The sequence below is a fragment of the Cohaesibacter celericrescens genome (genome assembly GCF_002866925.1).
Lineage (GTDB): Bacteria > Pseudomonadota > Alphaproteobacteria > Rhizobiales > Cohaesibacteraceae > Cohaesibacter > Cohaesibacter celericrescens.
The window spans coordinates 177558-203591 of sequence record NZ_PKUQ01000016.1; the positions used below are offsets into that span (position 1 = coordinate 177558).

The following is a 26034-nucleotide window of genomic DNA, read 5'->3' on the forward strand; positions in this document are numbered from 1 at the left end:
TGCCCTTTCTGTTTTCTTATTTGAATGAATAACTGAACGTCAGTTATTATTTGTCGGTGTTTGCTATTATTTCAATTGCCAGGGTGTCTGGGATGCTGGTAGGGGCTGTTGCTGCAACGCCCAGTATTTGCGCTACTGGAACGGGGGCCTCAGGGTCTAGGGAAATTTCCAGATTTTCCGGGTCTTTGAGGAAGATTTTCACTTGCTCAGCAACTTCGCTGGCAAACTCTGGTTTGGTGAAAGCAGAGAGCATCGATTGAACCTGACCTGCAGCAAAGTCACGCACTTGATCCGGCCCCATGCCGGTCATTCCTCCAGCAAGATTGATCAGCTCTGATACGCCGCCCAAGTCATACAGGGTTAGGTATGATGGCAGCACCGACCCGGTCGCCATGGCTGCCTGGGCTGATTCTGGATCTTCCATATAGGAGCGCAAGATGCCGCCAAAGCCGATGGACGCATCCAGTTCTATGATATCAGCTAGCTGAATATTCATTGGTTCGAGTATGAAGGTGTTGCCGGCTTCGTCCCATTTGAGAGTGATTTCTTCATTCAATGTCAGCTTATCCATACCCAATTGGCTCATCAATACTGACGCAAGAGGATGTCCGATAAGCGATTTTGAAATGGTCAGATTGTCGATTTTAGTATTGAGATAGGCGGGGATTGCCAACCCTTTGCGGTCCAATTCGGTACGAATTTCCTTCGCGGATACTGCATTGGCGATGCTGTCTTGGTAGCTTAGATCCGAGAGCGATAGCTGGAACGCGTTGGGGGCGAGTTTCGCGCCATCACTGGCTGTTATCTCTCTGTCTGCCAAACTGGTTTTTATGACTTTTTCAATGTGCAAATAGTCGGGAAACTCAAGCTTCTCTATAGCAAATCTTCCCAAGGAAAAGGTGACTTCAGGAGGCCCTGCATAAGAGAGGCCAGAGACCGATATTTCTTCAATGCCGTTGGAATCCAGATTACTGAGGCGCGTTTTATCAAGGCTGATTTTTGCTGCCAGGCCTTCGTATGGGCCCTTTGGAAGCATGATATCTGCTTTGATTTCGCCGGTTTCGATTAAGCCCATCGCAAAGCTGCGGATGAAGTCGAAGCCTGCTTTGATGAGTTTCTCCTGATCTGCAACAGGCAGTTGTTGTGGAGCTTTATCCTGCGCAAGTAGCTCGTCAATGAGGGGCACTATGAATGACGCTGGTTGCTTGACTGTAAAGTCTTTCTGGATTGAGGGCTCGGCCGAGAATTCAAACAATCCGGGTAAGCTTGCTTTGACTGGTCCTATGTCGATCAGCTTAATTACATTTGTTGTGCCTTCCAACGGCGGCATTGCAGGGTCTATCGTTGCCAAAAGAGCTGAAATATCATAGCCTTCATAGCGGGATTCTCCAACCTCGTAGGTGAGTTTGGTTGGGAAATCCTGCATTGGTTTCCCCGTTTTATGGTCGCCGCCCATGGCGCTACCCATTGGCTGCTCAAATGATACCTCGCCCTTGCGCGAGCCAATGACCAACGATGTCAATTTTCCCTCAGATAAGCCATTGACTGTTGTTGGACCCCAGACATTTTTTTCCGTTTGTACGCCGTTTCCGCCGGTTTGTGTTGTGGTGTAACCGTCAGAGGAAAATTTTTCATATTTGGGTTTTAGAATGAGCGGTCGGATATAGTCCATTATGCTGCCGATGGGGCGCGATGGGGCTATTTTTAATTCGCCTATAAAGGGTTGGAAGCCATGAACAACCCTGTCGTTCCCAGTGGCTTTGCCCGTGATGCTCATGTCATTGTTGGTGCCATCAAGATCGACGTGTATCGCAAAATTGTTGCCAATATAGGTCAATGCTTCATAGGAGATGCCGTCGTTCTCAAGGGATAGGCCTTGAGCTGTGAGGGTTGGTATTTTGAAAGTGGCGTTGACCTTTAAATGTGAGCTCACTTCGGAGCCATCTGCGTTGGGCCTATTGTTCGGCAAATCCCAGTTTAATTCATAAACAACATTTTGAGCCGTCAGTTGATCGGCATCTGCTTGATAGTGGGTCGAACCAACTTGCATTGTGACCAAGCCAGATGAGTTGATGTCGTCCACCATTGCCTGAAAGGCCTGCTCGGCATCACTCTGGGCTTGAACCAGCGCTGTGGAAACGAGAAGAAAGGAAAGGGTCAAACCGTGGCGTTTCATAACAAGTATGCCTCATGAATTTCGAGTACAGAAAAAGATCAAATCAATTGCTTAGATCGTCAAAATAGATGGCTTTTTGGTGTTTTGCTGCATCATGCCACAATTTAAGCGCGGGTGACGGAATATGTCTATGCAACTCATGTAATCTGGTTCCGTTCTGACCTTGCCATAGATGGTCGTTGCAATGAGTCTGATTGGCGCTGTCCGAAATTTCAAGACATTTGTGTAGCCAGATCGCCCAATTTTAAGCAAATTATTCCATTGTGTGCTGTAGAGCCTTGGATGTTTCCGTCAAACTTTCCATTACTACGAATTTCAGGATCATTTTCTGCATATTTTCCAAAGGTTAAGCTTATCTTAGGTCTCAATACCTATTCTCTCTTTTGGCGCAAGGGAGTTTACCGTTTGATGAACCGATTTCGGTCTATCTTGTTGATGTTTTTGGGTGTGGTGCTGGGGGTTATTCCTTTGTTTGCCGCAAACATATTTATGCGCGACTTTGTTTATAAACAAGGCGAACAACATCTTGAGCAATCAGCCCAGAGAACACTGAAGCATTCAGAAGGTCTCATTCAACTGGCGGTGGATGTATTCTCCGCGCTGCCGCATTATCAGGTTCTTGAATGCGGTGATGAGCTGCAAAGTCGATTCCGAGCGATGGTTTTGCGTCATACAACGCTGCATGACGTTGGCTTGGTCTATAACGGCGAATTCATGTATTGCTCGTCTCTAAAAGAAAGCACGCGATTTTATCCGACCTCTGACGTTGTTATCGGCTCTGTGCCTCATCTTAGCTATGTTGCTGTAAACGATGGCGAGACTGGCAAAAATGGCGTTCTTGTGAAATGGGCAATCAGTGATGCCGTTTCACTTGGTGGCTTTATTTTGGTAGATGCGTTCAATCTCGAATTTATGCAAAATGAGTTTGCTGATTTGTTTCGCATGACGGTTTCGTTGACGAACAGTGCGCAGATTGCCGAGACGTCGCCTGAAAGCAGGCTTCTCAAGCGAGCCCCGTTCTCTCTGGTCAAGCTTGATCCTGCTTGGACCGAGAATTTGATTACCTATCAGCAAGAAAGCGATCGCTATCCGATTACTGTGTCTGTCGGGGTCCCCTTTCAAGCTGTATGGGATGCTTTTAGTGGCGCCATGAATGTTATCAATGGTCTTGGAATCCTGATTGGCGCCTTGATCCTTATCTTCTTCATGCGGATAAGTTTGCGAAAACCAGGTCAATATGACAGCATCGAACAAGGGATTAAACGGAAAGAATTTATCCCATATTATCAGCCGATTATCGATATTCAGAACGGGCGGCTCGCGGGCTGTGAAGTGCTGGTGCGTTGGCGCAAGGCTGATGGATCGATTGTTTCGCCCGGACACTTTATCGATATTGCCGAAGCGTCAGGTCTGGCCCGTCCGATGACCAGTTTGCTGATGGAAAAAGTGGCACAGGATCTGTCTGTGTCCTACAGCCGCCACCCGCATTTGAAAGTCGCGATCAATCTGTTCAATCGCCATTTTGATGATTTGGGTATCGTCAGTGAGATCGAGCAGACTTTTGGTAATTCGGGGGTTCGTTTTAATCAGCTTGTTTTTGAAATAACGGAACGGCAACCTTTGGAAAACCTTGATCGTGCTAGAGCCATTATTGCGCGCATGCAGAAACTTGGTGTTCGGGTTGCCCTTGATGATGCCGGTACGGGACACGGCGGGTTTGCATATCTGCAGAAATTGGGCATGAATATCATCAAAATTGACAAGCTGTTTGTTGATGCTATCACCTCAGGCTGCGACAGCGTTCCTATTGTCGATTCCTTGCGCCAGATGGCTAAAGGGATGGACATGGTGGTTGTTGCAGAGGGCGTTGAAACCGAGGAACAGCTCGACTACTTGCGGCGCACGGGCATCGACGAAGCTCAGGGATATATTTTTGCGCCGCCTCTGCCTGCGCGGGCCTATTTGGAGCTTGTCGGTGCATTGGGTGGCGATGCCAACCAGTTGGATGATCAGGAGACACCTTTGATCATTAGCCCAGACAGCCTAGTAACCATGCCCAAAACTCAGACGGCCTAGTCTTTCCATATCACCTTCAGTCCGCAGACTGACGTAAGAAATGTGTGGACTTTCGGATTTATTGAAATAAATCAACCGATTTTTCACAGCTTTGATGGTGAAATGGCATTTGAATAAATGTGCGGGGATGCATGATCAAAAACGCCAGAAAAATTGCAGGATTTATGTTGCTTGGAGCGGTGGGTGCGTATGTTCTGACGGCTGGTGCCCAATCCGTGCTTTATTGGCAAGCGCGTACGGGCGTGGAAGAAGACCTAAAGGTTTCTGCTCATCTAATGCTGGAGCGGGCTTCTGATGCCACCCAATCCGCGATCGACTTGCTGAACCAGTTGGCTCAGAATAGTGGTTTGTCCTGCACGGGTGATCATCGGTATCTTTACAGCAAAGCGACGCGCTCGACTGCGTGGGTGGATACGATTGGGCTCGTTGACCGCAACGGGAATCTGGTGTGTACCGATATGGGTCAATCTGCGCGACAATCCGGATTGTTGCCAATTTACCAACCCGACAGCAAAGAAATCAGTTTGTCGTTGTCTGGTGGGGCTGACCCCGATCAAGTGTTGTCTTTGCTCGTGGTAAGACACCTGAACAATGGTCGACGGCTTGTGGCGCGTGTGCCGGGAGAGCTAATCAAAATAGATCCTGTTCGCAATGATCTAAGACGCTTTCGCATTGCAATGTTGTCCCTTGGGTCAGGGGTCCCTTGGTATCTTCTGGAACCAATCGAGACGGGAGGAGACATTGTCTCGCGCGTTCACGAGGCGTCAGAGTTTATGCCTTATGAAGTCAGTATCTCTCTTACAGAAACGGCTTTAGACGCAGTGACACAAGGTGCCCGCAAGATCATCAACGTCTTTGGTGTTCTGCTAGGGTTATTCGCCCTTGTGGGTGCATATTTTATGGGACGCTATCGCCCCGATGAAGGGGACAAGATACTTGAAGCGCTGGATAATGGCGAGTTTGTGCCATATATGCAGCCGATTGTTGATTTGGATACTGGGGCTATCTCCGGCTGCGAGATCTTGTCGCGATGGAACAAACCAGATGGAAGCGTCGTGCCACCCCATGAGTTCATTCCGCTGGCTCAAAACTATAGCATGACGCGGGAAGTGACATTCCATATCATGGAAGAAACCCGGGATTTGGTTGATGTTTTGATGGAGAGCAAACCCGATTTCAAGGTCGCCTTCAATATATTCTCACGGCAATTGGTTGACGATACAATCGTCGCGGACATTCGTGAGGTCTTTAAAGACAGCAAATTATCCTTTGAAAATCTCATTTTCGAGGTGTCTGATCGCGTGCCGATAGACGATATTGCTTTGGCTCAGGATGTTATTAGCCAGATTCAGGCGCTCGGGTCAGAGATTGCGCTTGATGATGTCGGCTCTGGCCATAGTGGCCTTTACAATCTGACGTCATTCGGGGTGAATATACTCAAAATAGACAAAATGATTGTTGATACGCTGAATGAGAGTGTCGGCGGCCAAGAACTGGTCCGTGGCCTAATTGGCTTGGCGGACAGGCTTAATATTGGTGTGATCGCAGAAGGCATAGAAACAGAAGACCAAGTGATGCAACTGAGAAAAATGGGTGTGTCCGCGGCGCAGGGATATTTATTTGCTCCACCCATGCCGGCTTCAGCCTTTATTGAATTATTCTTGGCGTCGAAGGCGCGCAAAAGTACAACGGATGCTGTGGCTCCTGAGGTGCCATCTGAACTGGCTGCGTGATTCTCAAAGTGAGGCGTTTTGTGGCTGCTCGAGTGTCGAACTGTTGCCATTTTTGATATTAAGTGAATTGTGGGTTTATTTTGATGGGCCATCTATGGCTGCACATCTTTTGACGGCATCGTTGATGCCCCGTAATGTCCCGCTGTGTGGCGAATATGACCGCCTTGCCCCGTTTTGATGCTCAGAGTTATTTGGACTGCCTAAACGGTTAGGCTGGATTGGGTCGATAAGAATAAAAAGGCACTCCGTTGCAGAGCGCCTTTTTTATCAGTCAGTTTTTTTCTTTTATTGAAACGCTGTCTCGGCGAAGCTGCGCAATTTACGAGAATGGATGCGTTCAACAGGCATTTCGCGCAAGTTTTCTAGTGCCTTGATGCCGATTTTCAAATGCTGTTTGACCTGCTGTGTGTAGAAACTGCTGGCCATGCCTGGTAGTTTTAGTTCTCCGTGCAGCGGCTTGTCCGAGACGCATAGCAGCGTGCCATAGGGAACACGAAAGCGAAACCCATTGGCTGCGATTGTCGCTGATTCCATATCAAGACCAACTGCGCGAGATTGAGACAGGCGCTCTACAGGTTCTTTGTGGTCCCGCAATTCCCAGTTCCGGTTGTCGATGGTAGCGACGGTACCGGTGCGCATGATGCGTTTGAGGTCGTAGCCGGTAAAACCGGTGATTTCCGCCACGGAGTCTTCCAGTGCGACCTGAATTTCGGCCAGCGGAGGAATTGGAACCCATGTGGGCAGGTCTGCATCTAGGACATGGTCTTCGCGGACATAGCCATGCGCCAGCACATAATCACCCAGTCGCTGGGTGTTTCTCAATCCGGCGCAGTGTCCTAGCATCAGCCATGCATGGGGGCGCAGAACGGCGATATGGTCGGTTATTGTTTTGGCGTTGGAAGGCCCGACGCCAATGTTGACCATGGTGATGCCATTTTGGTCTTTGCGTTTGAGGTGATAGGCGGGCATTTGCGGAATGCGCGATGCTGCTGCGCCATCGGAAGGCTCTGTCGCACCAGAAGGCGTTATCAAGTTGCCAGCTTCGACAAATTCCTCATATTCGGAATCGCCGTCCGCCATCAGCTGCTTGGCCCAATCTACAAATTCATCAATGTAGAATTGATAGTTGGTAAAGAGCACGAAATTTTGAAAATGCTCCGGTTTGGTTGCTGTGTAATGTGCCAAGCGGTGCAGTGAATAGTCGATCCGTGGACCGGTAAACGGTGCTAGAGGAACAACATCATCGGGACCGAAATGCCGAGTGCCGTTGACAATGGCGTCATCGGTGATCGCCAAATCTGGCACGTCAAATATATCGCGTAAGGGGCGAGACCATGTTTCGGGCAGGGCGCCTTCCACATCCATGCCGTTCGGCCATGCGAAATGCACTGGAATCGGTGTCGGTGAAGGGCCGACTTCGATGGCGACATTGTGGTTGGACAACAGCAATTCGATTTGTGTCGTTAGATAATGGCGAAACAAATCTGGGCGTGTGATGGTCGACGCATAGGTTCCGGGCCCTGGCACATGGCCAAATGACAGGCGTGTATCAATTTGTGCATGGGTGTCTGTGGTTAGTCGAATTTCTGGATAGGTGGCACGATACCGCCCCGATTTAGGTACATCGCCATGCGCGACGCGGGTGAATGCTTGCTGTAAAAATTCAGTGTGCGCTTCATAGATCGCTATCAATCGATCGATCGCATCATTGGCATTGCGATATTTTTCGTGACTGAATTGGTCGGGCGCCATAATGGAAAAGGGTGTTTTCATTCTTTTTCGTTCTCCTTTTCCTCTGGCCTTTTCCGCCCGTTCGGCAAAAAGGTCAAGAGAAAAGTGTATTTTCGGCATCAATTGCCGAATAGTTGGTGCATATATGTGATCGATTGCCTTGAATTGTAAGAGCTGTCTATATAATGGCGCGAATAAGCGCTGACCAAGGTCTAAAGCCAAACCCTTTGATCACTTTGTTCTGATTTTTGATCATATAGCCTGACTTTTTACAAAGGGTATCAAATCTGCGGCGGGTTTGGTATTTCCATCTTTATGCCTGTATTGCCTGGTTTATCTTCTCGTTGAGCGTAACGTCTTGCCTTTGTATTGGGTTCAACCGATATTTTTCTACAAAAGGCCCGTTTTCGGGGTAGTCTCGTTCAAAATATACGTTGGTTTCTGCGTTGCTGCGACACAAAGGGGTTGGTTTGCTATGTCTTTGGAGTTTTTTCTCACGTCTTTATTTGTTGTAATCACGCCGGGGACCGGAATGATTTACACTTTGGCTTGCACTCTTGGATTCGGGTTGCGCTCCGGTCTTTTGGGGGCTTTGGGTGGGACTTTGTCGATCATTTCTCACATTACAGCTGCGATTCTGGGGCTTGCTGCTTTGCTTCACGCCAGTGCTATGGCGTTTCAGGTGATCAAATTTGCTGGTGTCGCCTATCTCATTTATATGGCTTACAAAATGCTTAGGGACAAAAGCCAGCTCAACGCGCAGGCTTTGGGCCATGATGACGCGCAACCACGCTCAGATTTCATCATTGTGCGCGATGGAATTTTGCTCAACCTACTCAATCCCAAGTTATCGATATTCTTTCTTGCTTTCTTGCCCCAATTTGTCGATGTGAATGCCGCTAATCCGGTGGTCGATATGGCTATGCTGGGTGGGGTCTTTATGGTGATGACCTTCGGTGTTTTTGCCATTGTCGGCGTTGCCGCGGCTTCCGTTCGTGACAAAGTTCTAGCGCAGCCATCGGTTATGAATTGGCTGAAACGCGGCTTTGCGGCTACCTTTGTGGCCCTGGGTGCACGGTTGGCACTGTCTGAGCAATAACGATCATGCTTGTTTCGTTTGAAATGATGGTACTGAAGTCAACAAAAAGCCCCGCTCAGATTGAGCGGGGCTTTTTCGTTATTGACCTTAAGGCGAAGGGTTAACTACACCCGGATGTGGAACCACACGTGTCGCATTTCAGGCAGGTGCCGTTGCGGACCATGGTGAAGTTACCACATTCAGAGCAGTTCTCTCCCTCATAGCCTTTCATGCGAGCCAGAGCGATTTGGTTGGCCTTGGTCTCGACTTTACCTGCTGGCTTTGTGCTTGGCTGAGCCTGTGTGTCTGGCTTCAGCATTGTTGCAGAAAGCGATGGTAATACGGCCGAGGGAGCCTTTGCTGTGGTTGCTTGCTCATGCGCATGATCGTGGTCGTGATTGCCTTCGTTGCCATCAACCAGTTTGAAGCGTTCTGTTTTGCCGCGCAGCAGGCCTTTGGAAATTGGCACGAGGGTTTTGCCTTCGTCCGAGCCCTTGCCCATTGCTGTTGTTGCGATGTCATCTGGATTGACATGGGCCAGATCGTGGCGATCCAAATAGGAAACAGCCAACTCACGGAAAATATAGTCGAGGATCGAGGTGGCATTCTTGATCGCCGAGTTGCCCTGTACCATGCCAGCAGGTTCGAAACGGGTGAAGGTGAAGGCGTCGACATATTCATCAAGCGGTACGCCATATTGCAGGCCGAGGGAGATGGCAATGGCGAAGTTGTTCATCAAACTACGGAAAGCAGCCCCTTCTTTGTGCATATCGATGAAGATCTCGCCGATCTGGCCATCATCATACTCACCGGTGCGCAGATACACTTTATGGCCACCAACTGTGGCTTTCTGGGTGTAGCCTTTGCGGCGGGCAGGCAGTTTTTCCCGTTCGTGAATGCGGCGTTCGACAATGCGCTCGACAATTTTCTCGGTCACAAGTGTGGCGCGTTCTTGCATTGGAGAACCGGTTGCAGCGATTGCTTCAGCCAAATCTTCTGCTTCGTCCTCATCATCATCCAACAACTGGCTGTTGAGAGGCTGGGATAGCTTGGAGCCGTCGCGATAAAGCGCATTGGCTTTCAGTGCGAGGTTCCAAGACAGCATGTAGGCTTCTTTGCAATCCTCAACCGTTGCATCATTGGGCATGTTGATCGTTTTGGAGATTGCACCAGAGATGAAGGGCTGGGAGGCTGCCATCATGTGGATGTGACTGTTGACAGAGAGGTAGCGTTTGCCGATACGGCCGCAAGGGTTTGCGCAATCGAAGACCGGAATATGCTCGTCTTTTAGATGTGGGGCCCCTTCAAGTGTCATGGCTCCACAGACGTGGATATTGGCGACGTCGATTTCTTCCTTGGAAAAACCCATAGCAGCCAGCATGTCAAAGCTGCTGTCGTTCAGCTGTTCATCGCTAAATCCGAGGGTTTCTTTGCAGAAGTCTTCACCAAGGCTCCATTTATTGAAAGCGAACTTGATGTCAAATGCGCTTGCGAGGCCGGATTCTACTTCGTTGAGTTTCTCTTGGGTCAGGCCTTTTTCGATCAAGGCATTATGGCTGATCGCGTTGCAGTTTTTCAAGGTTCCGCGGCCTACAGCATAGGCTTCGATGTCTTGTATCTGCTCTGGGGTGTAGCCCATGATCCGTAAGGCGTTTGGTACTGCGCGGTTGATGATTTTGAAGTAACCGCCGCCGGCCAGCTTTTTGAATTTGACCAATGCAAAGTCAGGTTCAATACCGGTGGTATCACAGTCCATGACAAGGCCGATGGTGCCGGTTGGGGCAACCACTGTGGTCTGGGCATTGCGATAGCCAAATTGTTGACCCAAATCCAAAGCTTTATCCCACGCGGCTACCGCATGGTTGAGCAGGTTTTTATCGCTACAGCTGTTATGGTCCAATGCAACCGGTTTAATTTGAAGACCTTCATACCCATCTTGGTGGCCATGGGCCGCACGGCGATGGTTGCGGATGACCCGCAGCATATGTTCAGCATTGTCTTCATAGCGGGCAAAGGGACCCAGCTCTTTGGCCATCTCGGCAGATGTGGCATAGGACGTACCGGTCATCAGAGCCGAAATTGCGCCACAGATAGAGCGACCTTCATCGCTGTCATAGGGAATGCCTGAGGTCATCAGCAGTCCGCCGATGTTGGCATATCCAAGACCCAAGGTGCGGTACAAATAAGAGCGTTCGGCTATCTCGGGTGACGGGAACTGGGCCATCAGCACAGAGACTTCCAGCACCATGGTCCACAGACGCACTGTATGCTCGAACTGGTCTACATCAAAAGAACCATCTTCTTGACGGAACTGCAAGAGGTTGATGGAAGCAAGGTTGCAGGCCGTGTTGTCCAGGAACATATATTCCGAACAAGGATTGGAGGCAATGATATCGCCGTCAGTCCGACAAGTGTGCCAGTCATTGATGGTTGTATGATATTGCAGCCCCGGATCGGCAGATGCCCATGCAGCATAGCCAATATTGTCCCACAGATCGCGGGCCTTGACGGTTTTGCGAATATCGCCCTTGATGCGCCCGATCAGATTCCAGTCGCGGTCTTCATTGACGGCATTAAGATAGTCGTCGGTGACACGAACCGAGTTGTTCGAATTCTGGCCGGATACGGTCAGATAGGCGCCGCTGTCCCAATCGGTATCATAGGTATCAAATTCGATATCCTTGTAGCCCTGTTTGGCGAACTGGACCACGCGGCGAATGTAATTCTCGGGCACCTGTGCCTTTTTTGCAGCGCGGATTTCGCGCTTTAGGGCAGGGTTTTTGTTTGGGTCAAAACATTCATCATTGGAGCCTGTGCAATTGACGCAGGCCTTCATGATGGCTTTGAGGTGTTTGGCGCAGATTTTGGAGCCGGTAACGATGGCTGCTACCTTCTCTTCCTCTTTGACTTTCCACGTGATGTAATTCTCGATATCGGGATGGTCGATGTCGACAACGACCATTTTGGCCGCGCGGCGGGTGGTGCCGCCAGATTTGATCGCACCGGCTGCGCGGTCACCGATTTTCAGGAAGGACATCAGCCCAGACGATTTGCCGCCACCGGAAAGGGCTTCGCCCTCGGAGCGCAAAGAAGAAAAGTTTGTGCCTGTGCCGGAACCATATTTGAACAAGCGCGCTTCACGCACCCACAAGTCCATGATACCGCCGTCATTGACCAGATCGTCAGAAACAGACTGAATGAAACAAGCATGGGGCTGAGGGTGCTCATAGGCGCCAGTAGAGCGGGTGAGGCGGCCTGTTTCAAAGTCTACATAATGATGGCCCTGACTTGGGCCGTCGATGCCATAGGCCCAGTGGAGACCGGTGTTGAACCATTGTGGAGAGTTAGGAGCGACGCGCTGGGTGCAGAGCATGTAGCGCAGTTCGTCAAAGAAGGCTCGGGCGTCTGAATCGGTATCGAAATAGCCGCCTTTCCAGCCCCAATAGGTCCATGTGCCTGCAAGTCGGTCAAAGACTTGCTGGCTCGACATTTCAGGGCCATAACGACGATCTTCAGGCAATTGGGCCAGAGCGTCTTCATCTGGGACTGAACGCCACAACCAAGACGGAACCGAATTTTCTTCGAAGCGCTTGAGGATCGCGGGGATGCCTGCTTTGCGGAAATATTTCTGCGCCAGAATGTCCGCCGCAACTTGGGACCAAGATGCAGGTACATCGATATCTTCGAGTTTGAACACAACGGACCCATCCGGATTGCGAATTTCGCTCGTCGTTTTGCGAAATTCGATGCCGTCATAGGCCGATTTGCCTTCTTGAGTATAGCGCCGCTCTACACGCATTTAATTGTCCCTAACAAGTTCTTGATGCCGACAGCCAAAGGCCGACGACGGGGTGGTTCGCAAGATTTGACAGAAGAACCATGGCCCTGGTGCTCTGCGCAATCTTGCATCAAATCTGAGTCCTCTAACGCCACGAATCGTGACAGAATGGGCTCGTTTACGAACACCAGTAGATCGTCAATAGGTTAACAGAATCTATATATGGTGTCCAATAAGCACTTACAGGCCTGCATCTTGTGTCCTTGTCAGATTTCCGTCTTTTTTCAGCACACAGAAAACCCCGACCGGTATCCATTGCCCCGCCGTACTGAACTGGCGATGAAAGGGAAACCACGATCAAATCTCTGTACTATGAAACTGGAACAGGAAGTCTGGAAGGTTAGACCAGAAACGCAACTGCCGTAACAGAACCCGATTATGAGATTTTGCGACAGCAAAGGCAAGGTGATAACTACCACTGGTGTGGCCTATTTGGTGTCAATCTATATCTAGTGTTTGGTTAACGGCGATTGGGAACGGGAAAAATCCGCCTTTGTGCCTGTGTGGGACCTGTTGAAAATCAAATTCAGGCGGCTGCAACAAAACTGTTAAAATTGAAATTAAATTGGGCTCAAATGCGACCGGCAAATTTGAAGCTGAATTAAAGCCTGTCTGGCATAATCGCTACCAATAAATGAAAAATAACAGTAAATCAGCAGGTTGGTAGCACTATGGAACATCATGCAGCATATGGGCTGGATGTCGAATCGCTCGACATTGTAATCGTCGATGACTCCAAGACTGTTTTGACCATGATTCGGTCTATGATCTCAGGCCTGAAGGTTGCTCGGGTCCGATCCTATGATCGTGGCGATCTTGCTTTGCATGCCATTATGCAGGAACCGCCCAATGTTATTTTGACTGATCTTGCGATGTCTCCGATGTCCGGTATGCAACTGTTGCAGCTTGTACGTCAGCAGACGATGGCTCCTTTGTGCTTTATTCCGGTGATCGTATTGACGGCACATGCAACAGAGCGGCGTGTTGCTCAATTGTTTGAACTGGGTGCCCATCATGTGATGTCCAAACCAATGTCATCGGCCGCTTTGCAACAACGACTGCGGTCGATTGTTATGGATCCGCGCATGTTGCGCCTTGTTGGCGGTCGCTATGTGATTGATGGCATGCATGAAGTGTTGGAAGAAAAACGATCCAAAATGAGAACGCTAAACAAAGCACGTCAGTTCCATGAGGAAGTGTTGCCCAATGCGGTTGAAAGTCAGCGTAATGTTGATGACATCATCACAGGCCGTGTCGAATATGATGAAGAAAAGGGTCGGACAATCAGATTGGCCTCTCCGGGTATGCGTATTGGAGACTATCTGCGCAAAGGGGATTTTGTGGGCAAAGACACAGCAAAAGCAAAAGACAATACAAAACCGGTTGGGCGTGCCCAACGCAGTCGCTTTGCCGGTGTGGGCAGGCGTCGGGGCTAATTTATCCCGCCTCTCTTCTCCTTGGTTTATGTCTCCCTTGGCCGCTGTGCATTGATATTTGGCGATTCATTGCCTCATTATGGCTAGACGCCTCCCTGTGAAGGCTTCATAGGAATCCAGCCGTTGTAACCAAAGCAGTCTGGACATCCGTTGGAATTTGTAGTCATAGTGCCGCAGATTGTAACTGCTGGAATATGTTCGAGATGAAAAAATATTTGCTTATGCTGTTCACTTGGTGGGGCGCATCTACATTTGGAACATGGGTCCACACCATGCGTCATGGGGTGCTGGTTGGCCGGGATGAATTTGGCAACAAATATTACAAGCAGAATGTGTCAAAGAACAAAGCTTATTCGGGAAGCCGCAAGGGTGAGCGCCGGTGGGTGATGTATGCTAATGATTCCGAAGCCAGTGCTATTCCTGTGGGTTGGCATGGTTGGATGCATTACCGTACTGATGTACCGCCCAGCCAAGATGAGCATGTGCCTTGGCCTTGGGAGCGCAAACACAAGCCCAATATGACAGGGACGCCCGAAGCCTATCGTCCCGCTGGTTCTATATTGTCGCCACAGTCGCGTGACGATGTTTCTGGTGATTACGAAGCCTGGACGCCTTGAGGGTTTTGGCTTTTTAGTTTTCTATCTGACAAAGATTCGCCGCTTTGAGCGTATTTAATAATCGCCGCACCGATTGTGTGGCGATTTTTGATTCTGGAAGCTGTTAGGCGCGCTTGTTTTCTGGGATCGCGGAGTTTTGGCAAATCGCTCTTGCCTTTAGGCCCCAAAGGGCGATAGGAACTAAAAACAGATTGTGTCGGGGCGGTGCGGCCAAGGCGTTGTTGCTAGTCTATGTGCCTTGTGTCTTATCAAGAGGCCCTGTGCCCGGAGGTCGGAGAGTTTAATGTTGTCTATGGTGAACCCAAACTGGTTGCGGAATTGGCGGTCTCTTGCGGTTTGGTCGGTGCTGGCTTTTTCTCTTTTGATACCATCAGTGTCTCATGCCGAGAAAATTACAAATGGTGTGACCATTTTCTCCGGTCTTGATAAAATCACGGGCCGGATCATACAGTTTGATGTTTATATTGACGAGACCGTCCAGTTCGGAGCGCTACAGGTGACGCCGCGCGCCTGTTATACACGGCCTGAAACAGAGCGCCAGCAAATCTCCGCATTTGTTGAGGTTGATGAAATCACACTGGAACGTAAGGTTCGTCGTATTTTTACCGGCTGGATGTTTGCTTCAAGTCCGGGCCTGAATGCGGTCGAGCATGGTGTTTATGATGTCTGGATTGAAGGCTGTAAACAAAGTTCGGAAGTGCCTAAACCGCAGTCATAATTCTCCATAAATGCCACGAGCTGTTTTAGTCTGGCAGTTCAGTGTTTGGTTTCAGGTGTCGATCCAAGGCGTAATAATCCGCCGTGGTCTGCATTGCCTGCTCCAGTAGGACTTGATAATCCGTTTTGGGGATTTCGATCGCGCCGAATTGCTTGAGATGGTCAGTGATGAATTGGGTGTCGAGCAGGGTGTAACCACCGGCTTTCAGGCGCTCGACCAGATGGACCAGCGCCATCTTGGAGGTGTCACGCGCACGAGAGAACATACTCTCTCCAAAAAATCCTGCACCCAAGCTGACACCATATAACCCGCCGATGAGTGTGTCACCGTCCCAGACCTCGACGGAATGACAGTGACCCATGCTGAAAAGCTGTCGATATAGGTCATGGATTTGGGCGTTAATCCATGTGGAGGGTCGGTCTGCTGCGACCGCTGCACAGGCATCCATGACACCGCCAAAGTCTTTGTCGACCGTAATGGTGTAGGGACTTTGGCGCATGGTGCGCTGCATGCGCCTTGAGAGATGAAAATCTTCCAGCGGAATGATGCCGCGCATCTCTGGTTCAATCCAGTGTATATTTTCATCGTCTGCGCCATCAGCCATTGGAAAAATGCCAATAGCATAGGCGCGCAGCAAAATACGCGGAGTGATTTCGAATATGGAGCTATCGTCTGTCATGGTCGGGATACTAGGGTTTCATGCTTAAAAATTCATGCAAATGCGATGGAACCTTTAAGAAAAAAGACCGCGCATAAAGCGCGGTCTTCTATCGACTGTTGGTTATTTGGCAACAAAGACCGTGCTGTCTCATTTCATGCCGAGATATCGCTCCAGCCAATGGATATCATAGGCGCCATTGGCAACATCAGGATTGTCTACCAGCTTGCGGAACAACGGCAAGGTGGTGTCGATACCGTCAACAATAAACTCGTCCAGTGCACGACGCAGGCGCATCATGCATTCGACGCGATTGCGTCCATGAACGATGAGCTTTCCGATCAAACTGTCATAATAGGGCGGGATGGTATAGCCCTGATAGACCCCCGAATCGACACGAACCCCAAGTCCTCCGGGAGGATGATAATAGGTGATCATACCCGGGGACGGCCGGAAATTTTCGGAATTTTCGGCGTTGATGCGGCACTCAATAGCATGGCCTTGGAAAACAACATCTTCTTGTCTGATATCCAGTCCGGCACCACATGCGACTTTGAGCTGTTCGTTCACCAGATCGATGCGCGTGATCATCTCGGTCACTGGATGCTCGACCTGCAATCGGGTGTTCATTTCGATGAAGTAGAACTCTCCATCCTCATAGAGGAATTCGATCGTGCCTGCGCCAGCGTAACCGAGCCCCTTCATTGCATCAGCGCAAATGTTGCCGATTCTGCTCTGCTGCTCTTCATTGAGCGCAGGAGAACAGGCTTCTTCCCAGACTTTCTGGTGTCGCCGCTGCAATGAGCAATCGCGCTCGCCCAAATGGATCGCATGGCCCTTGCCATCGCCCATCACTTGCACTTCGATGTGACGTGGCTTGGAAAGATACTTCTCGATATAGACCGTGTCATCGCCGAAGTTGGACAGAGCTTCTGCACGAGCGGTGGTGAAAGCCAGCTCAATTTCTTCTTCGGAATTGACCACCTGCATGCCCTTACCTCCACCGCCAGAGGCGGCTTTGATAATGACCGGATAACTCATATCACCGGAGATACGTTTGGCGTCAGCAACGGTGGAGACTCCGCCGTCTGATCCGGGCACTACGGGAATGCCGAGACGCTTGGCTGTTTGTTTGGCAGCAATTTTATCGCCCATGGTGCGGATATGCTCTGCACTGGGGCCAATAAACTGAATTTTATGGTCTTCCAAAACTTCGGCGAATCGGGCGTTTTCTGACAGAAAGCCATAGCCTGGATGCACGGCGTCCGCTCCTGTGATCTCACAAGCCGCCAAAATTTGCGGGATATTGAGATAGCTGTCACGGGCAGAAGGCGGGCCAATACAGACGCTTTCGTCTGCCAGTTTGACATGCATCGCTTCTGCGTCCGCAGTGGAATGAACAGCCACGGTCTGAATACCTAGCTCTTTGCAGGCACGCAGAACGCGCAGAGCGATTTCACCACGGTTTGCGATCAGAACCTTTGAAAACATAGATTTCTCCTACAATCCTGACTTTGAGAGGTGGTGCGTGATCCGTTGCACAAACGCGCTCAAAGCATATGGGGATCGGTCAACTTGTTGCTTCCAGGCCAAGGACCTGAAGTCGGATTGATCTATTCGATGACAACAAGCGGCTCGTCATATTCAACAGGCTGGGAGTCTTCGACCAAAATCGCAGTCACCTTGCCAGATTTGGTAGATGGAATGTGGTTCATGGTTTTCATTGCTTCCACGATCATCAGGGTCTGACCTTCGCGAACCTGATCGCCAACCGAGATAAACGGAGCGGCTCCGGGTTCTGGTGACATATAGGCGGTGCCAACCATTGGAGAGCGAACCGCGTTGGCGTCGCGGTCAACGACTTCGGCAACCGGGGCTGCTGCTGCGGGTGCCGCTGATACGGGGGCTGCTGCGACTGCAGGGGCAGCGACCGTTGATTGCTGGATGATCATTTCTCTAGCAACCCGAATGCGCAGATCATCTTGCTCGATTTCGATTTCTGTCAAGTCTTTGGATTGGACCAGTTCAGCCAGTTGGCGAATGAAATCGGCATCAAGTTTGTTTTTTTCTTTGGTCATGTGTTCGCATTCCATTGTTTCTATGCAGGTTTGTCCCGCTGTTGCGAATATGTTGCTTGGCGGCGCGGTTAGGCGTCGCCTTGATCAAGATGGTTTGCAAGAGCCTCTATCGCCATTGGATAGCCATTGGCACCCAGTCCGCACAGGACAGCCAAGGCAACCGGTGACACGAATGAAGTGTGCCGGAAAGATTCTCTTGCATGGATATTGGACAGATGGACTTCAATAACCGGCAGGCCAACGGCACGTATGGCGTCTTGAAGGGCAACAGATGTATGGGTGTAAGCGGCGGGATTGATCACCAATCCCTTGGCGGTGAGCCCGGCCTCTTGAATCCAATCAACGAGTTGGCCTTCATGATTTGTTTGACGGAAGTCTACCGAAATACCCAGCTCTGATGCCTTTGAATGGCACAGATTTTCTATGTCTTTCAACGTAAGAGAGCCGTAAATACCGGGCTCTCTCTGCCCTAGCATGTTCAGATTTGGACCGTTGAGAACAAATAATGTCTGGGTCATACCAACTTCCGCTCAAAAACAGTTTGGGGAACAAAGACTAATCGCCTGTTCGCACATTCCGTCTCTTATAGGCTTTCCCTGAAGCTGAGAAAAGGGTTGAAAGTCTTGCTCACCCCTTTTGGGGAAGAATTATCGTCATGATTTTGCCAAATGATGACAATTTTATGACTCGGACAGCTTGGCCCGTTCACATCAGGTTCTGCTCAAGCATGATAAGCAATGTCTAACGCGAACGGGGAAGTTTGCATGCACCTTTTTAGACCGTAAGGTTCAACAGCTTGTCGAGCCGCAGCTGCGGATGTCTTTGATTTTGGTTTTCAGGGTATCGACCGGAACAAAGCCGGGAATAACCTCATCGGCCAAGACATATCCAGGGGTTCCTGTAAGCTGAAGAGCATCAGCCATTTTGTAGTTTTCTTCGATCGTCTTCACCAAAGTGCGGTCTTCATACAGTGCTTCGAGCTTTGCGCGGGAAATGCCGATTTTTTCCGCAACACGCAGGGCGCTTTCCTTGCTGGCAGTGCCGCGCAGGGTCATCATGGCTTTGTGGAAGTCCAGATATTTTTCAGGGGCTTCCTTGGTGATTGCAACAGCAACCAAGGCGGCTTCCATGGATTGTGGACCTAGAACCGGCCATTCCTTTACGATAAAGCGCAGGTTTTTATCAGAGTCGAGCAGTTCCAGCATGTTGCCGAACGCTTGCTTGCAGTAGCCACAATTGTAATCGAGGAATTCGACCAATGTAACGTCGCCATCGGGATTGCCCAGAACGACATCTTCCTTGGCGTTGAAGAGGGCGTCTTTGTTGGCGAGCAAAGCTTCTTTGGCGCGCTCGGAGCGTTCATTCTGCGCTTGCTTTTCGCGTTCCGCATCTTGCTGGCGCAGCACGCCAAAGACTTGGCGCATCAAATCCGGATTTTCGAGTAGGTAATCGGTGACAATTTTTTCGATTTCCTCTTTTTGGTCGGCATCGAAATTCGCGGCGATTGCTGGTGCACTAACAAAACCAATCGAGGTGATGACGAACATCAGGAAAGCGATCATATGCATAGGCTTGCGCATGGGTGAGGGCGTCCTTGTGGTTTACTGGTAACGTCATTGATATCTGACGCCATTCAATCTGGTTGCAAGAATAGGGTGTTTTGTCGCCTGTGTGTGACAAATCTGAAATTATTCACCTGAATGTGACAGGCGTTTGTGGTTTGTAGATTGTGTAACCTGTCCAACAGTGGTGGCAGGGGCTTTACAATTTTGGCTGTTTGTAGGTCAAAATATCATCGGCCTGCAGCCATTCCGGACTGCCGCGTTTGAGTTTTTTCTTGGCCCGAGCAGCCATGGCCTTGGCTGAGCGAATGTCACCGGAAGCAAAATAGCCGTTGGCTGTGGCCATCTCGGCCTGAGCTCGCTGTCCGAGTTTGTCATAAGCCTGTGCCAAGAAACGATAGCCAACCTCCATATCCGGGTCATTTTGCAACCCGCGTCGCAGGTGTGAGACTGCCTGAGAATAACTTCGGTTGGATTTGGATGACAAAATTGCTTGCCCCAGCATGACGCGGAGAATGCCTTCATTTGGGCGCAACGAGACGGCTTTGTTCAGCGGGGCAATGGCTTTGTCCCCAGAGCCGGTTTCCAGATAGATTTGGCCTTTTAGCTCCCAGAAATAGGGATATTGGGGCTGTGCTTTGATGAGGGCATCAACCAGACGGATTGCCTTTTTGTGATTGCCCAATCGGTAAGTGGTAATCGCGCGGGCATATTGGCTTGCCAGATCATTGCCTTTGTAGGTGCGCATAACTCGCTTGGGGCTTTGAGTGAAGGCGGTCAGCTTTGCCCGCACCAAATTATGCCTGAACTGAAGGGATTTGCTGTCTTTCTTAGCAAAGAACTTGCTCTTTTTTGCCAATCGCTCAATTTGCGAAATGCGTTCGCGCGGCAGAGGGTGAGACTGAATGTAGGGGTCAACATGGCGGCTTGAAAAGAGGGACTGATCGGCAAACCGTTTAAAGGTTGTGAGCATCCCATTGGCTGACTGTCCTGTACGTTCCAAATACCGAATAGCAGCTCGGTCTGCTGCAATTTCTTCCGTGCGGGCGTAGCTGAGGAACGTGCGTTGTGCGATGCCCGGAGATGCTGACATAATGGCTCCGCCTGCCTGAGCTGCATTGGAATTGCCAGAAGCGACCCCTGCGGCGGCGGCCCCTGCACCAAGCAGCATGCCGATGGCCGCGATCGTTTGTGCTTCTTCCATGGCGCGGCGCAAGCGGATCAAGTGACCGCCGGCGATGTGTCCGGTTTCGTGAGCGAGCACGCCAATGACCTCGTTGGGCGTTTTAGAAAGGATGACGGTACCGGTGTTGATGAACATACGTTTGCTATCAACAACAAAAGCGTTCATGCGGCTGTCATTCACCAAGTGAATGCGAATATTGCGTGGTTTGAGTCCGGCAGCTTTGAAAATGGGGCGCGCATAATCGCGCATCAATTCTTCGGTTTCTGCGTCGCGGACCAGTTTCAAGTTGCGACTTTGCGCGGAGGCCGGACTGATTTGCAGCATCGGTAGAATTGCAATGCAGGCGGCCATAAATGTGCAAGTGGCTCTTTGCAGAGGGTATCTGCTGTTGCTTCCAGCTTCGACAAGTGAATGTACGGCTGGATGTTTTTGCAAAGACTTGGTACCAAATGGTCTAAACATAGTTACAACCTTCATCTTCTTACATAAGCTTCCAGCCCCAGATCTATCGTTAAATCAAGGGTGATACGGCCAGTGTCTGTCTGTTTTACACTCTATGCCATCCGGCAACGGTGAAAATATGGCATAGGTCGACGACAGAGCAAAAAGGAAAAGAAAAATGCTCACGATATCCAAGCGCGGTGCCGTTCAGCCCTTTCATGCAATGGATGTTATGGCGCGGTCTAATGCCATGGCGGCAAAGGGGATCGATATCGTCCACATGGAAGTAGGGCAGCCCGGAGCGCCTGCGCCCAAGGTGGTTTTGGAGGCTGCGCAGCGTGCCCTTGTCGATGGCCGAATAGGTTATACAGATGCGCTCGGGATTATGCCTTTGAGGGAGCGGATCGCGGAGCATTATAGTCAGCATTATGGTGTTTCTGTTTCACCTGATGCAGTGGCCATTACAACCGGTTCCAGTGCGGGGTTCAATCTGGCTTTTCTTGCGCTTTTCGAGGCTGGTGATCGTGTGATCCTGCCTAGCCCCGGATATCCAGCCTATCGTAATATTCTGTCGGCGTTGGATTTAGAAGTTGTTGAAGTGGAGACCCGATGCGAAGACCGCTGGTGTCTTACCGCAGAGGCTATCCGTCAAGCGCATGCCACCGCTCCGGTTAAAGGTGTGCTGATTGCCAGTCCAGCAAACCCGTCCGGGACGATCATGCAAGAGCAGGCCTTGCAGTCGGTTATAGAGGTTTGTGAAGAGCTGGGAATCTGGTTCATTTCTGATGAAATATACCATGGATTGGAATATACGCTCAAGGCAGAGACTGCCTTGCGCTACTCCCCCAACGTGGTGATCATCAATTCATTCTCAAAGTATTATTGTATGACCGGTTGGCGTATAGGCTGGATGATTTTGCCTGCCAGTGCTCGCCGTTCTATCGAATGCCTTGGTCAGAGCCTTTATATCTCCGCGCCAATGATTTCACAGGTTGCAGCTATTGCAGCATTTGACGCACAGGAGGAACTGGAAGAGATCAAGGCAGGATATGGACGCAATCGGGCCTTGTTGAGCCAAGCATTGCCATCAATCGGGCTGGGCGATTTCATGCCGATGGATGGTGCGTTTTACGTCTATAGCGATGTGAGCAAATTGACCAATGATTCTATGGATTTTGCCAAGCGGTCACTGACCGAGGCCCGTGTGGCGATCACGCCGGGAGCTGATTTCGATACAACTCGGGGGCATCATTATGTGCGCATTTCTTTTGCGGGCACACAGAATGATATGATCGAGGCCGTTGATAGGCTGACTGGCTGGCTTAAATAGATCAGACTGTTTTATAAAAAAAGCCACCCCAATCAATCTTGGGGTGGCTTTTTTTATCGTCTTTTAAAGAAGCCTAGAGAAAGCCTGATCGATTCCACCAGCCCGAGCGCTTTGGGCGGGTTCCTTCCGGTGCCTCCTCTTTTGCGGCTGCTGGCTTTTCAGCTACAGGAGCGGCTTCAGGTTCGGCAGCTGATTTGGTATCCGCTTCAGCTTTTGGTTCTGCGGCACTTTCACCAATGGAATTATCCGCGGTAGCGGTCTCCATTTGAGGTGTTGCTGGTGCAACGGACGCTACTGGTTCGGCCGGTGTTTCAACCGGAGTTGCCTCAGTCGCGACTGTTTCGGATTGAGCAGGTGGTGTCTCAATCACTTCGGACGCAGCTGGTGCTGTCTTGGTTTCAATTTGTGACCCATCAGAAGCCTGTTCTGCTTGGCTGGATGTTTCTGGTGCGTCAGAAGTCTCATTCGAAGATGTGTTGACCTCTTTGGCCTCAGCGGTTTGAGTGGTTTCTTGCGTTTCTGCCACTACAGTGCCCTGATCGCTTTTAACAATGACGTCATCTGAGGATCCATCTGTGGCGTCCTCAATTGCGTTATTGCCAGCTTCAGTGCCTTCGGCTGATAGTTCATTTGCCTCACCATCTTCAGGACGATTGCGGCGATTGCGACGACCGCCACGACGTCCGCGACGGCGGCTTTTTTTCGGTTTACCGTCCTCATCTTCATCATCGCTTTTGGCTTCAATGTCTTCAGCAGTCTCGGAGGATTCGGCATCCTGCTCGCTTGTCTCGGATTCATCTGTTGCATTCTGAACATCAGATGGAGAGCTCTTTTTGCGGCGGCGGCGGCGACGGCGTTTTTTGGAGCTGCTTTCTTCTTCGCGCTCTTTTTCTTCAATAGCATTGATCTCTAGATCGTCGTCGTCTTCTTCATCCAGATCGTCAGTGGTCAACATGGAAACAGTTGGTGTCGGTGCAATCGGCACCTCAAGTGGATCGCCCCGCTCGATTTCCAAATGTTTGCCTTCCAAATCATCGTCAACCTCGATGGAGATATGCGCGCCAAAGCGGCTTTCCAACTCATTAAGGTTGTTGCGTTTCTGATTGAGAATATAAAGCGCTACACTGGTGCGGGTTTTGACCACAACATTATGTGTGACGCCTTTGAGAAGGTGATCCTCAATGGTGCGCAGGACAAGCAATGCTACTGATTCAGAGGCCCGAACATATCCCGTTCCGTGACAATGCGGGCAGGGGTCCATGGTGCTTTCCAAAACGCCAGTGCGGATCCGCTGACGGGACATTTCCATAAGACCAAAATGAGAAATACGTCCCACTTGAATGCGAGCACGGTCGGATTTAAGGCAATCTTTCAGGCGCTTTTCAACTGCCCGATTGTTGCGCTTTTCTTCCATGTCGATGAAATCGATCACCACAAGCCCTGCCAAGTCGCGCAGGCGCAGCTGACGGGAGATCTCTTCTGATGCTTCCAGGTTTGTGGAAACGGCTGTGTCTTCGATGTTGTGTTCGCGTGTTGAACGGCCCGAGTTGACGTCAATCGAAACAAGCGCTTCGGTCTGGTCAATGACGATATAGCCGCCAGACTTCAGAGTGACCTGTGGGCTAAACATCGCATCAAGCTGGGGCTCTATGCCCATGCGCGTGAAAATTGGTTGCGGCTCACGATAGGGCTGAACATTGCGGGCATGGCTCGGCATTAGCATGCGCATGAAGCCCTTGGCTTCTTTGTAGCCTTCATCACCGGCGACCAGAACCTGATCAATGTCCTTGTTGTATAGATCTCGAATAGATCGCTTTATCAGCGATCCCTCTTCATAGACCAACAGCGGTGCTGCCGACTGGAGCGTCAGGTCGCGAACATTCTCCCAAAGCCGCAGCAGATATTCAAAATCGCGCTTGATTTCGGTCTTGGTGCGAGAGGCACCTGCTGTGCGCAGAATCACGCCCATGCCGTCAGCAACTTCCAATTCAGCGGCAATCTGCTTGAGGCGCTTACGATCGGCGATGTTTGTGATTTTACGCGAAATACCACCACCACGAGCAGTGTTTGGCATAAGCACAGAATAACGACCAGCTAACGATAGATAAGTGGTCAGGGCTGCGCCCTTGTTGCCACGTTCTTCTTTGACGACCTGAACCAAAAGGATCTGGCGGCGTTTGATGACTTCCTGAATCTTATACTGACGTGACCGACGGCGGGTGCGGCGCTCTGGAACTTCTTCCATCGCATCTTCAGCACCGACATGTTCTACATCGCCACTCTCATCGTCACCGTTTTCATCATCGTCTTCATCATCATCATCGGATGAAACAAAAGAAACTTTTTCATTATCACTGAGCTCTTCAGCTTCTGCGATCTCGTCTGGATTGGCGCTAACGCTTTCTTCTGCAGCGGCCGCGTGCGCTTGAGCTGGTGGCGTTTTGCCATCATCGCTCGACGCAGTGTCTTCCGAAGTCGTGCTATCCGATGTGGTGTCTTGGCTTGCTGCCTGTTCTGAGGATGCTGTATTCGTAGCGTCATCGACGACAGGGCTGTCTTCCGATGGTGCTGCTACGGCTTCAGTCGCTTCAGAAGAAGATGCATCAGAAGGTGTTGCAGAGGGAGCGGCTTTTTCAGATTTGCGTGATCTGCGTTTTCTAGCTGGCTTTGCCGCAACAACTTCATTGTCGTCATCATCAGTATGATGACTTTTTTCTTCATCCAAAAGAGCCTGACGATCAGCGACAGGGATCTGATAATAATCTGGATGAATTTCGCTGAATGCAAGGAAGCCATGGCGGTTTCCGCCATAGTCAACAAAGGCGGCCTGCAAAGAGGGCTCGACCCTTGTTACTTTTGCAAGATAGATATTGCCACGCAATTGCTTGCGATTGGCGGACTCGAAGTCGAATTCTTCAACCCGACTGCCGCGTACGACAACCACCCGAGTTTCCTCCGGATGCGTCGCATCAACGAGCATTTGATTTGCCATAGGGAATAGTCTCCACGGAATCGCGCGCCGACAACCGTTCTGACCGGAATTTCCGGCACTCGGCAGGTTCGCGCTTTACCGCTTTTATTTAATGACAACCCTGCTTCTCGCTGTGGACGGATATTTAGACGGCCAACTTCCGGGGCCTGCAGACGTGCTGCATGGCTATCTCCGGGTTTGGGTCGCGTCTTGGTCCACATAGCCAAGCTGGGTCCTCTTGTTACAAAATACGTGCGCCTCGCATGTGAAAAACAACACATCCTAAGCATGGGGTTAGATGGCCAATATGAAGGGGCAAAAAATCAACGCGACCCGTCTCATGGCGAATATGTTAAAGATCAGGATAACATCCTGATTGGATAGGGCTATTTGCCTTAGGCTTGG

General features: G+C 50.3%; 17 protein-coding genes. 7 read left to right on the forward strand and 10 right to left on the reverse strand.

Going from position 1 to position 26034, the window contains the following annotated elements:
• Window positions 1-46: 46 nt before the first annotated feature.
• On the reverse strand, window positions 47-2176 hold the full coding sequence (locus tag C0081_RS08775; RefSeq protein WP_101533438.1) for a hypothetical protein: 2130 nt from the start codon (window positions 2174-2176) through the stop codon (window positions 47-49).
• A gap of 408 nt (window positions 2177-2584) precedes the next feature.
• Between C0081_RS08775 and C0081_RS08780 the strand changes: the two genes are divergently transcribed.
• A complete protein-coding gene (locus tag C0081_RS08780) occupies window positions 2585-4252 on the forward strand; it encodes an EAL domain-containing protein (protein ID WP_180966817.1) in 1668 nt (555 codons plus the stop codon).
• A 131-nt stretch (window positions 4253-4383) separates the two neighbouring features.
• Window positions 4384-5985: an EAL domain-containing protein gene (locus tag C0081_RS08785; protein ID WP_101533440.1), complete on the forward strand. Its 1602-nt coding sequence runs from the start codon at window positions 4384-4386 to the stop codon at window positions 5983-5985.
• Window positions 5986-6270: 285 nt separating this feature from the next.
• Here C0081_RS08785 and C0081_RS08790 read toward each other — a convergent pair whose 3' ends face one another.
• The gene (locus C0081_RS08790) at window positions 6271-7758 is read right to left on the reverse strand and encodes an AMP nucleosidase (protein ID WP_101533441.1); all 1488 of its coding nucleotides are present in this window, start codon (window positions 7756-7758) and stop codon (window positions 6271-6273) included.
• A 433-nt stretch (window positions 7759-8191) separates the two neighbouring features.
• Between C0081_RS08790 and C0081_RS08795 the strand changes: the two genes are divergently transcribed.
• Window positions 8192-8815, forward strand: a complete 624-nt coding sequence (locus tag C0081_RS08795) for a LysE family translocator (protein WP_101533442.1) — start codon at window positions 8192-8194, stop codon at window positions 8813-8815.
• 100 nt (window positions 8816-8915) lie between these two features.
• Here the strand turns inward: C0081_RS08795 and C0081_RS08800 are convergent, their stop codons facing one another.
• Complete coding sequence (locus tag C0081_RS08800) at window positions 8916-12593, reverse strand: vitamin B12-dependent ribonucleotide reductase (RefSeq protein ID WP_101533443.1); 3678 nt, start codon at window positions 12591-12593, stop codon at window positions 8916-8918.
• 710 nt (window positions 12594-13303) lie between these two features.
• Here C0081_RS08800 and C0081_RS08805 point away from each other — a divergent pair.
• The 3 genes from C0081_RS08805 (at window position 13304) to C0081_RS08815 (ending at window position 15403) form a co-directional block, all read left to right on the forward strand.
• The gene (locus C0081_RS08805) at window positions 13304-14068 is read left to right on the forward strand and encodes a response regulator (RefSeq protein WP_101533444.1); all 765 of its coding nucleotides are present in this window, start codon (window positions 13304-13306) and stop codon (window positions 14066-14068) included.
• Between the two features lie 203 nt (window positions 14069-14271).
• Window positions 14272-14685 carry an NADH:ubiquinone oxidoreductase subunit NDUFA12 gene (locus C0081_RS08810; protein WP_101533445.1) on the forward strand — a complete coding sequence of 138 codons (414 nt, stop codon included), beginning with the start codon at window positions 14272-14274 and terminating at the stop codon, window positions 14683-14685.
• 292 nt (window positions 14686-14977) lie between these two features.
• Window positions 14978-15403, forward strand: coding sequence for a DUF2155 domain-containing protein (locus C0081_RS08815; protein WP_101533726.1), 426 nt, complete (start codon window positions 14978-14980; stop codon window positions 15401-15403).
• A 25-nt stretch (window positions 15404-15428) separates the two neighbouring features.
• On the opposite strand, the gene aat is transcribed toward C0081_RS08815, so the two are convergent.
• From aat to C0081_RS08845, 6 genes are all read right to left on the reverse strand, one after another.
• Entirely contained in the window at window positions 15429-16082 is a 654-nt protein-coding gene (gene aat / locus C0081_RS08820) for a leucyl/phenylalanyl-tRNA--protein transferase (RefSeq protein WP_101533446.1), read from the reverse strand.
• Between the two features lie 129 nt (window positions 16083-16211).
• Window positions 16212-17552, reverse strand: coding sequence for an acetyl-CoA carboxylase biotin carboxylase subunit (gene accC / locus C0081_RS08825; protein ID WP_101533447.1), 1341 nt, complete (start codon window positions 17550-17552; stop codon window positions 16212-16214).
• A gap of 122 nt (window positions 17553-17674) precedes the next feature.
• The gene (gene accB / locus C0081_RS08830; protein WP_101533448.1) at window positions 17675-18139 is read right to left on the reverse strand and encodes an acetyl-CoA carboxylase biotin carboxyl carrier protein; all 465 of its coding nucleotides are present in this window, start codon (window positions 18137-18139) and stop codon (window positions 17675-17677) included.
• A gap of 68 nt (window positions 18140-18207) precedes the next feature.
• Window positions 18208-18657, reverse strand: a complete 450-nt coding sequence (gene aroQ / locus C0081_RS08835; protein WP_101533449.1) for a type II 3-dehydroquinate dehydratase — start codon at window positions 18655-18657, stop codon at window positions 18208-18210.
• Window positions 18658-18927: 270 nt separating this feature from the next.
• The gene (locus tag C0081_RS08840; protein ID WP_101533450.1) at window positions 18928-19719 is read right to left on the reverse strand and encodes a DsbA family protein; all 792 of its coding nucleotides are present in this window, start codon (window positions 19717-19719) and stop codon (window positions 18928-18930) included.
• Between the two features lie 181 nt (window positions 19720-19900).
• Window positions 19901-21349 carry a M48 family metalloprotease gene (locus C0081_RS08845; RefSeq protein ID WP_245417896.1) on the reverse strand — a complete coding sequence of 483 codons (1449 nt, stop codon included), beginning with the start codon at window positions 21347-21349 and terminating at the stop codon, window positions 19901-19903.
• 157 nt (window positions 21350-21506) lie between these two features.
• Between C0081_RS08845 and C0081_RS08850 the strand changes: the two genes are divergently transcribed.
• On the forward strand, window positions 21507-22658 hold the full coding sequence (locus tag C0081_RS08850; protein WP_101533451.1) for a pyridoxal phosphate-dependent aminotransferase: 1152 nt from the start codon (window positions 21507-21509) through the stop codon (window positions 22656-22658).
• Window positions 22659-22731: 73 nt separating this feature from the next.
• Here the strand turns inward: C0081_RS08850 and C0081_RS08855 are convergent, their stop codons facing one another.
• Complete coding sequence (locus tag C0081_RS08855) at window positions 22732-25650, reverse strand: Rne/Rng family ribonuclease (RefSeq protein ID WP_101533452.1); 2919 nt, start codon at window positions 25648-25650, stop codon at window positions 22732-22734.
• Window positions 25651-26034 lie beyond the last annotated feature (384 nt).

Bases quoted from the DNA above. Each gene is read 5' to 3' on its own strand.
- C0081_RS08775 (WP_101533438.1), bottom strand. From the start codon at position 2,176: ATGAAACGCCACGGTTTGACCCTTTCCTTTCTTCTCGTTTCCACAGCG.
- C0081_RS08780 (WP_180966817.1), top strand. From the start codon at position 2,585: ATGAACCGATTTCGGTCTATCTTGTTGATGTTTTTGGGTGTGGTGCTG.
- C0081_RS08785 (WP_101533440.1), top strand. From the start codon at position 4,384: ATGATCAAAAACGCCAGAAAAATTGCAGGATTTATGTTGCTTGGAGCG.
- C0081_RS08790 (WP_101533441.1), bottom strand. From the start codon at position 7,758: ATGAAAACACCCTTTTCCATTATGGCGCCCGACCAATTCAGTCACGAA.
- C0081_RS08795 (WP_101533442.1), top strand. From the start codon at position 8,192: ATGTCTTTGGAGTTTTTTCTCACGTCTTTATTTGTTGTAATCACGCCG.
- C0081_RS08800 (WP_101533443.1), bottom strand. From the start codon at position 12,593: ATGCGTGTAGAGCGGCGCTATACTCAAGAAGGCAAATCGGCCTATGAC.
- C0081_RS08805 (WP_101533444.1), top strand. From the start codon at position 13,304: ATGGAACATCATGCAGCATATGGGCTGGATGTCGAATCGCTCGACATT.
- C0081_RS08810 (WP_101533445.1), top strand. From the start codon at position 14,272: ATGAAAAAATATTTGCTTATGCTGTTCACTTGGTGGGGCGCATCTACA.
- C0081_RS08815 (WP_101533726.1), top strand. From the start codon at position 14,978: ATGGTGAACCCAAACTGGTTGCGGAATTGGCGGTCTCTTGCGGTTTGG.
- aat (WP_101533446.1), bottom strand. From the start codon at position 16,082: ATGACAGACGATAGCTCCATATTCGAAATCACTCCGCGTATTTTGCTG.
- accC (WP_101533447.1), bottom strand. From the start codon at position 17,552: ATGTTTTCAAAGGTTCTGATCGCAAACCGTGGTGAAATCGCTCTGCGC.
- accB (WP_101533448.1), bottom strand. From the start codon at position 18,139: ATGACCAAAGAAAAAAACAAACTTGATGCCGATTTCATTCGCCAACTG.
- aroQ (WP_101533449.1), bottom strand. From the start codon at position 18,657: ATGACCCAGACATTATTTGTTCTCAACGGTCCAAATCTGAACATGCTA.
- C0081_RS08840 (WP_101533450.1), bottom strand. From the start codon at position 19,719: ATGCGCAAGCCTATGCATATGATCGCTTTCCTGATGTTCGTCATCACC.
- C0081_RS08845 (WP_245417896.1), bottom strand. From the start codon at position 21,349: ATGTTTAGACCATTTGGTACCAAGTCTTTGCAAAAACATCCAGCCGTA.
- C0081_RS08850 (WP_101533451.1), top strand. From the start codon at position 21,507: ATGCTCACGATATCCAAGCGCGGTGCCGTTCAGCCCTTTCATGCAATG.
- C0081_RS08855 (WP_101533452.1), bottom strand. From the start codon at position 25,650: ATGGCAAATCAAATGCTCGTTGATGCGACGCATCCGGAGGAAACTCGG.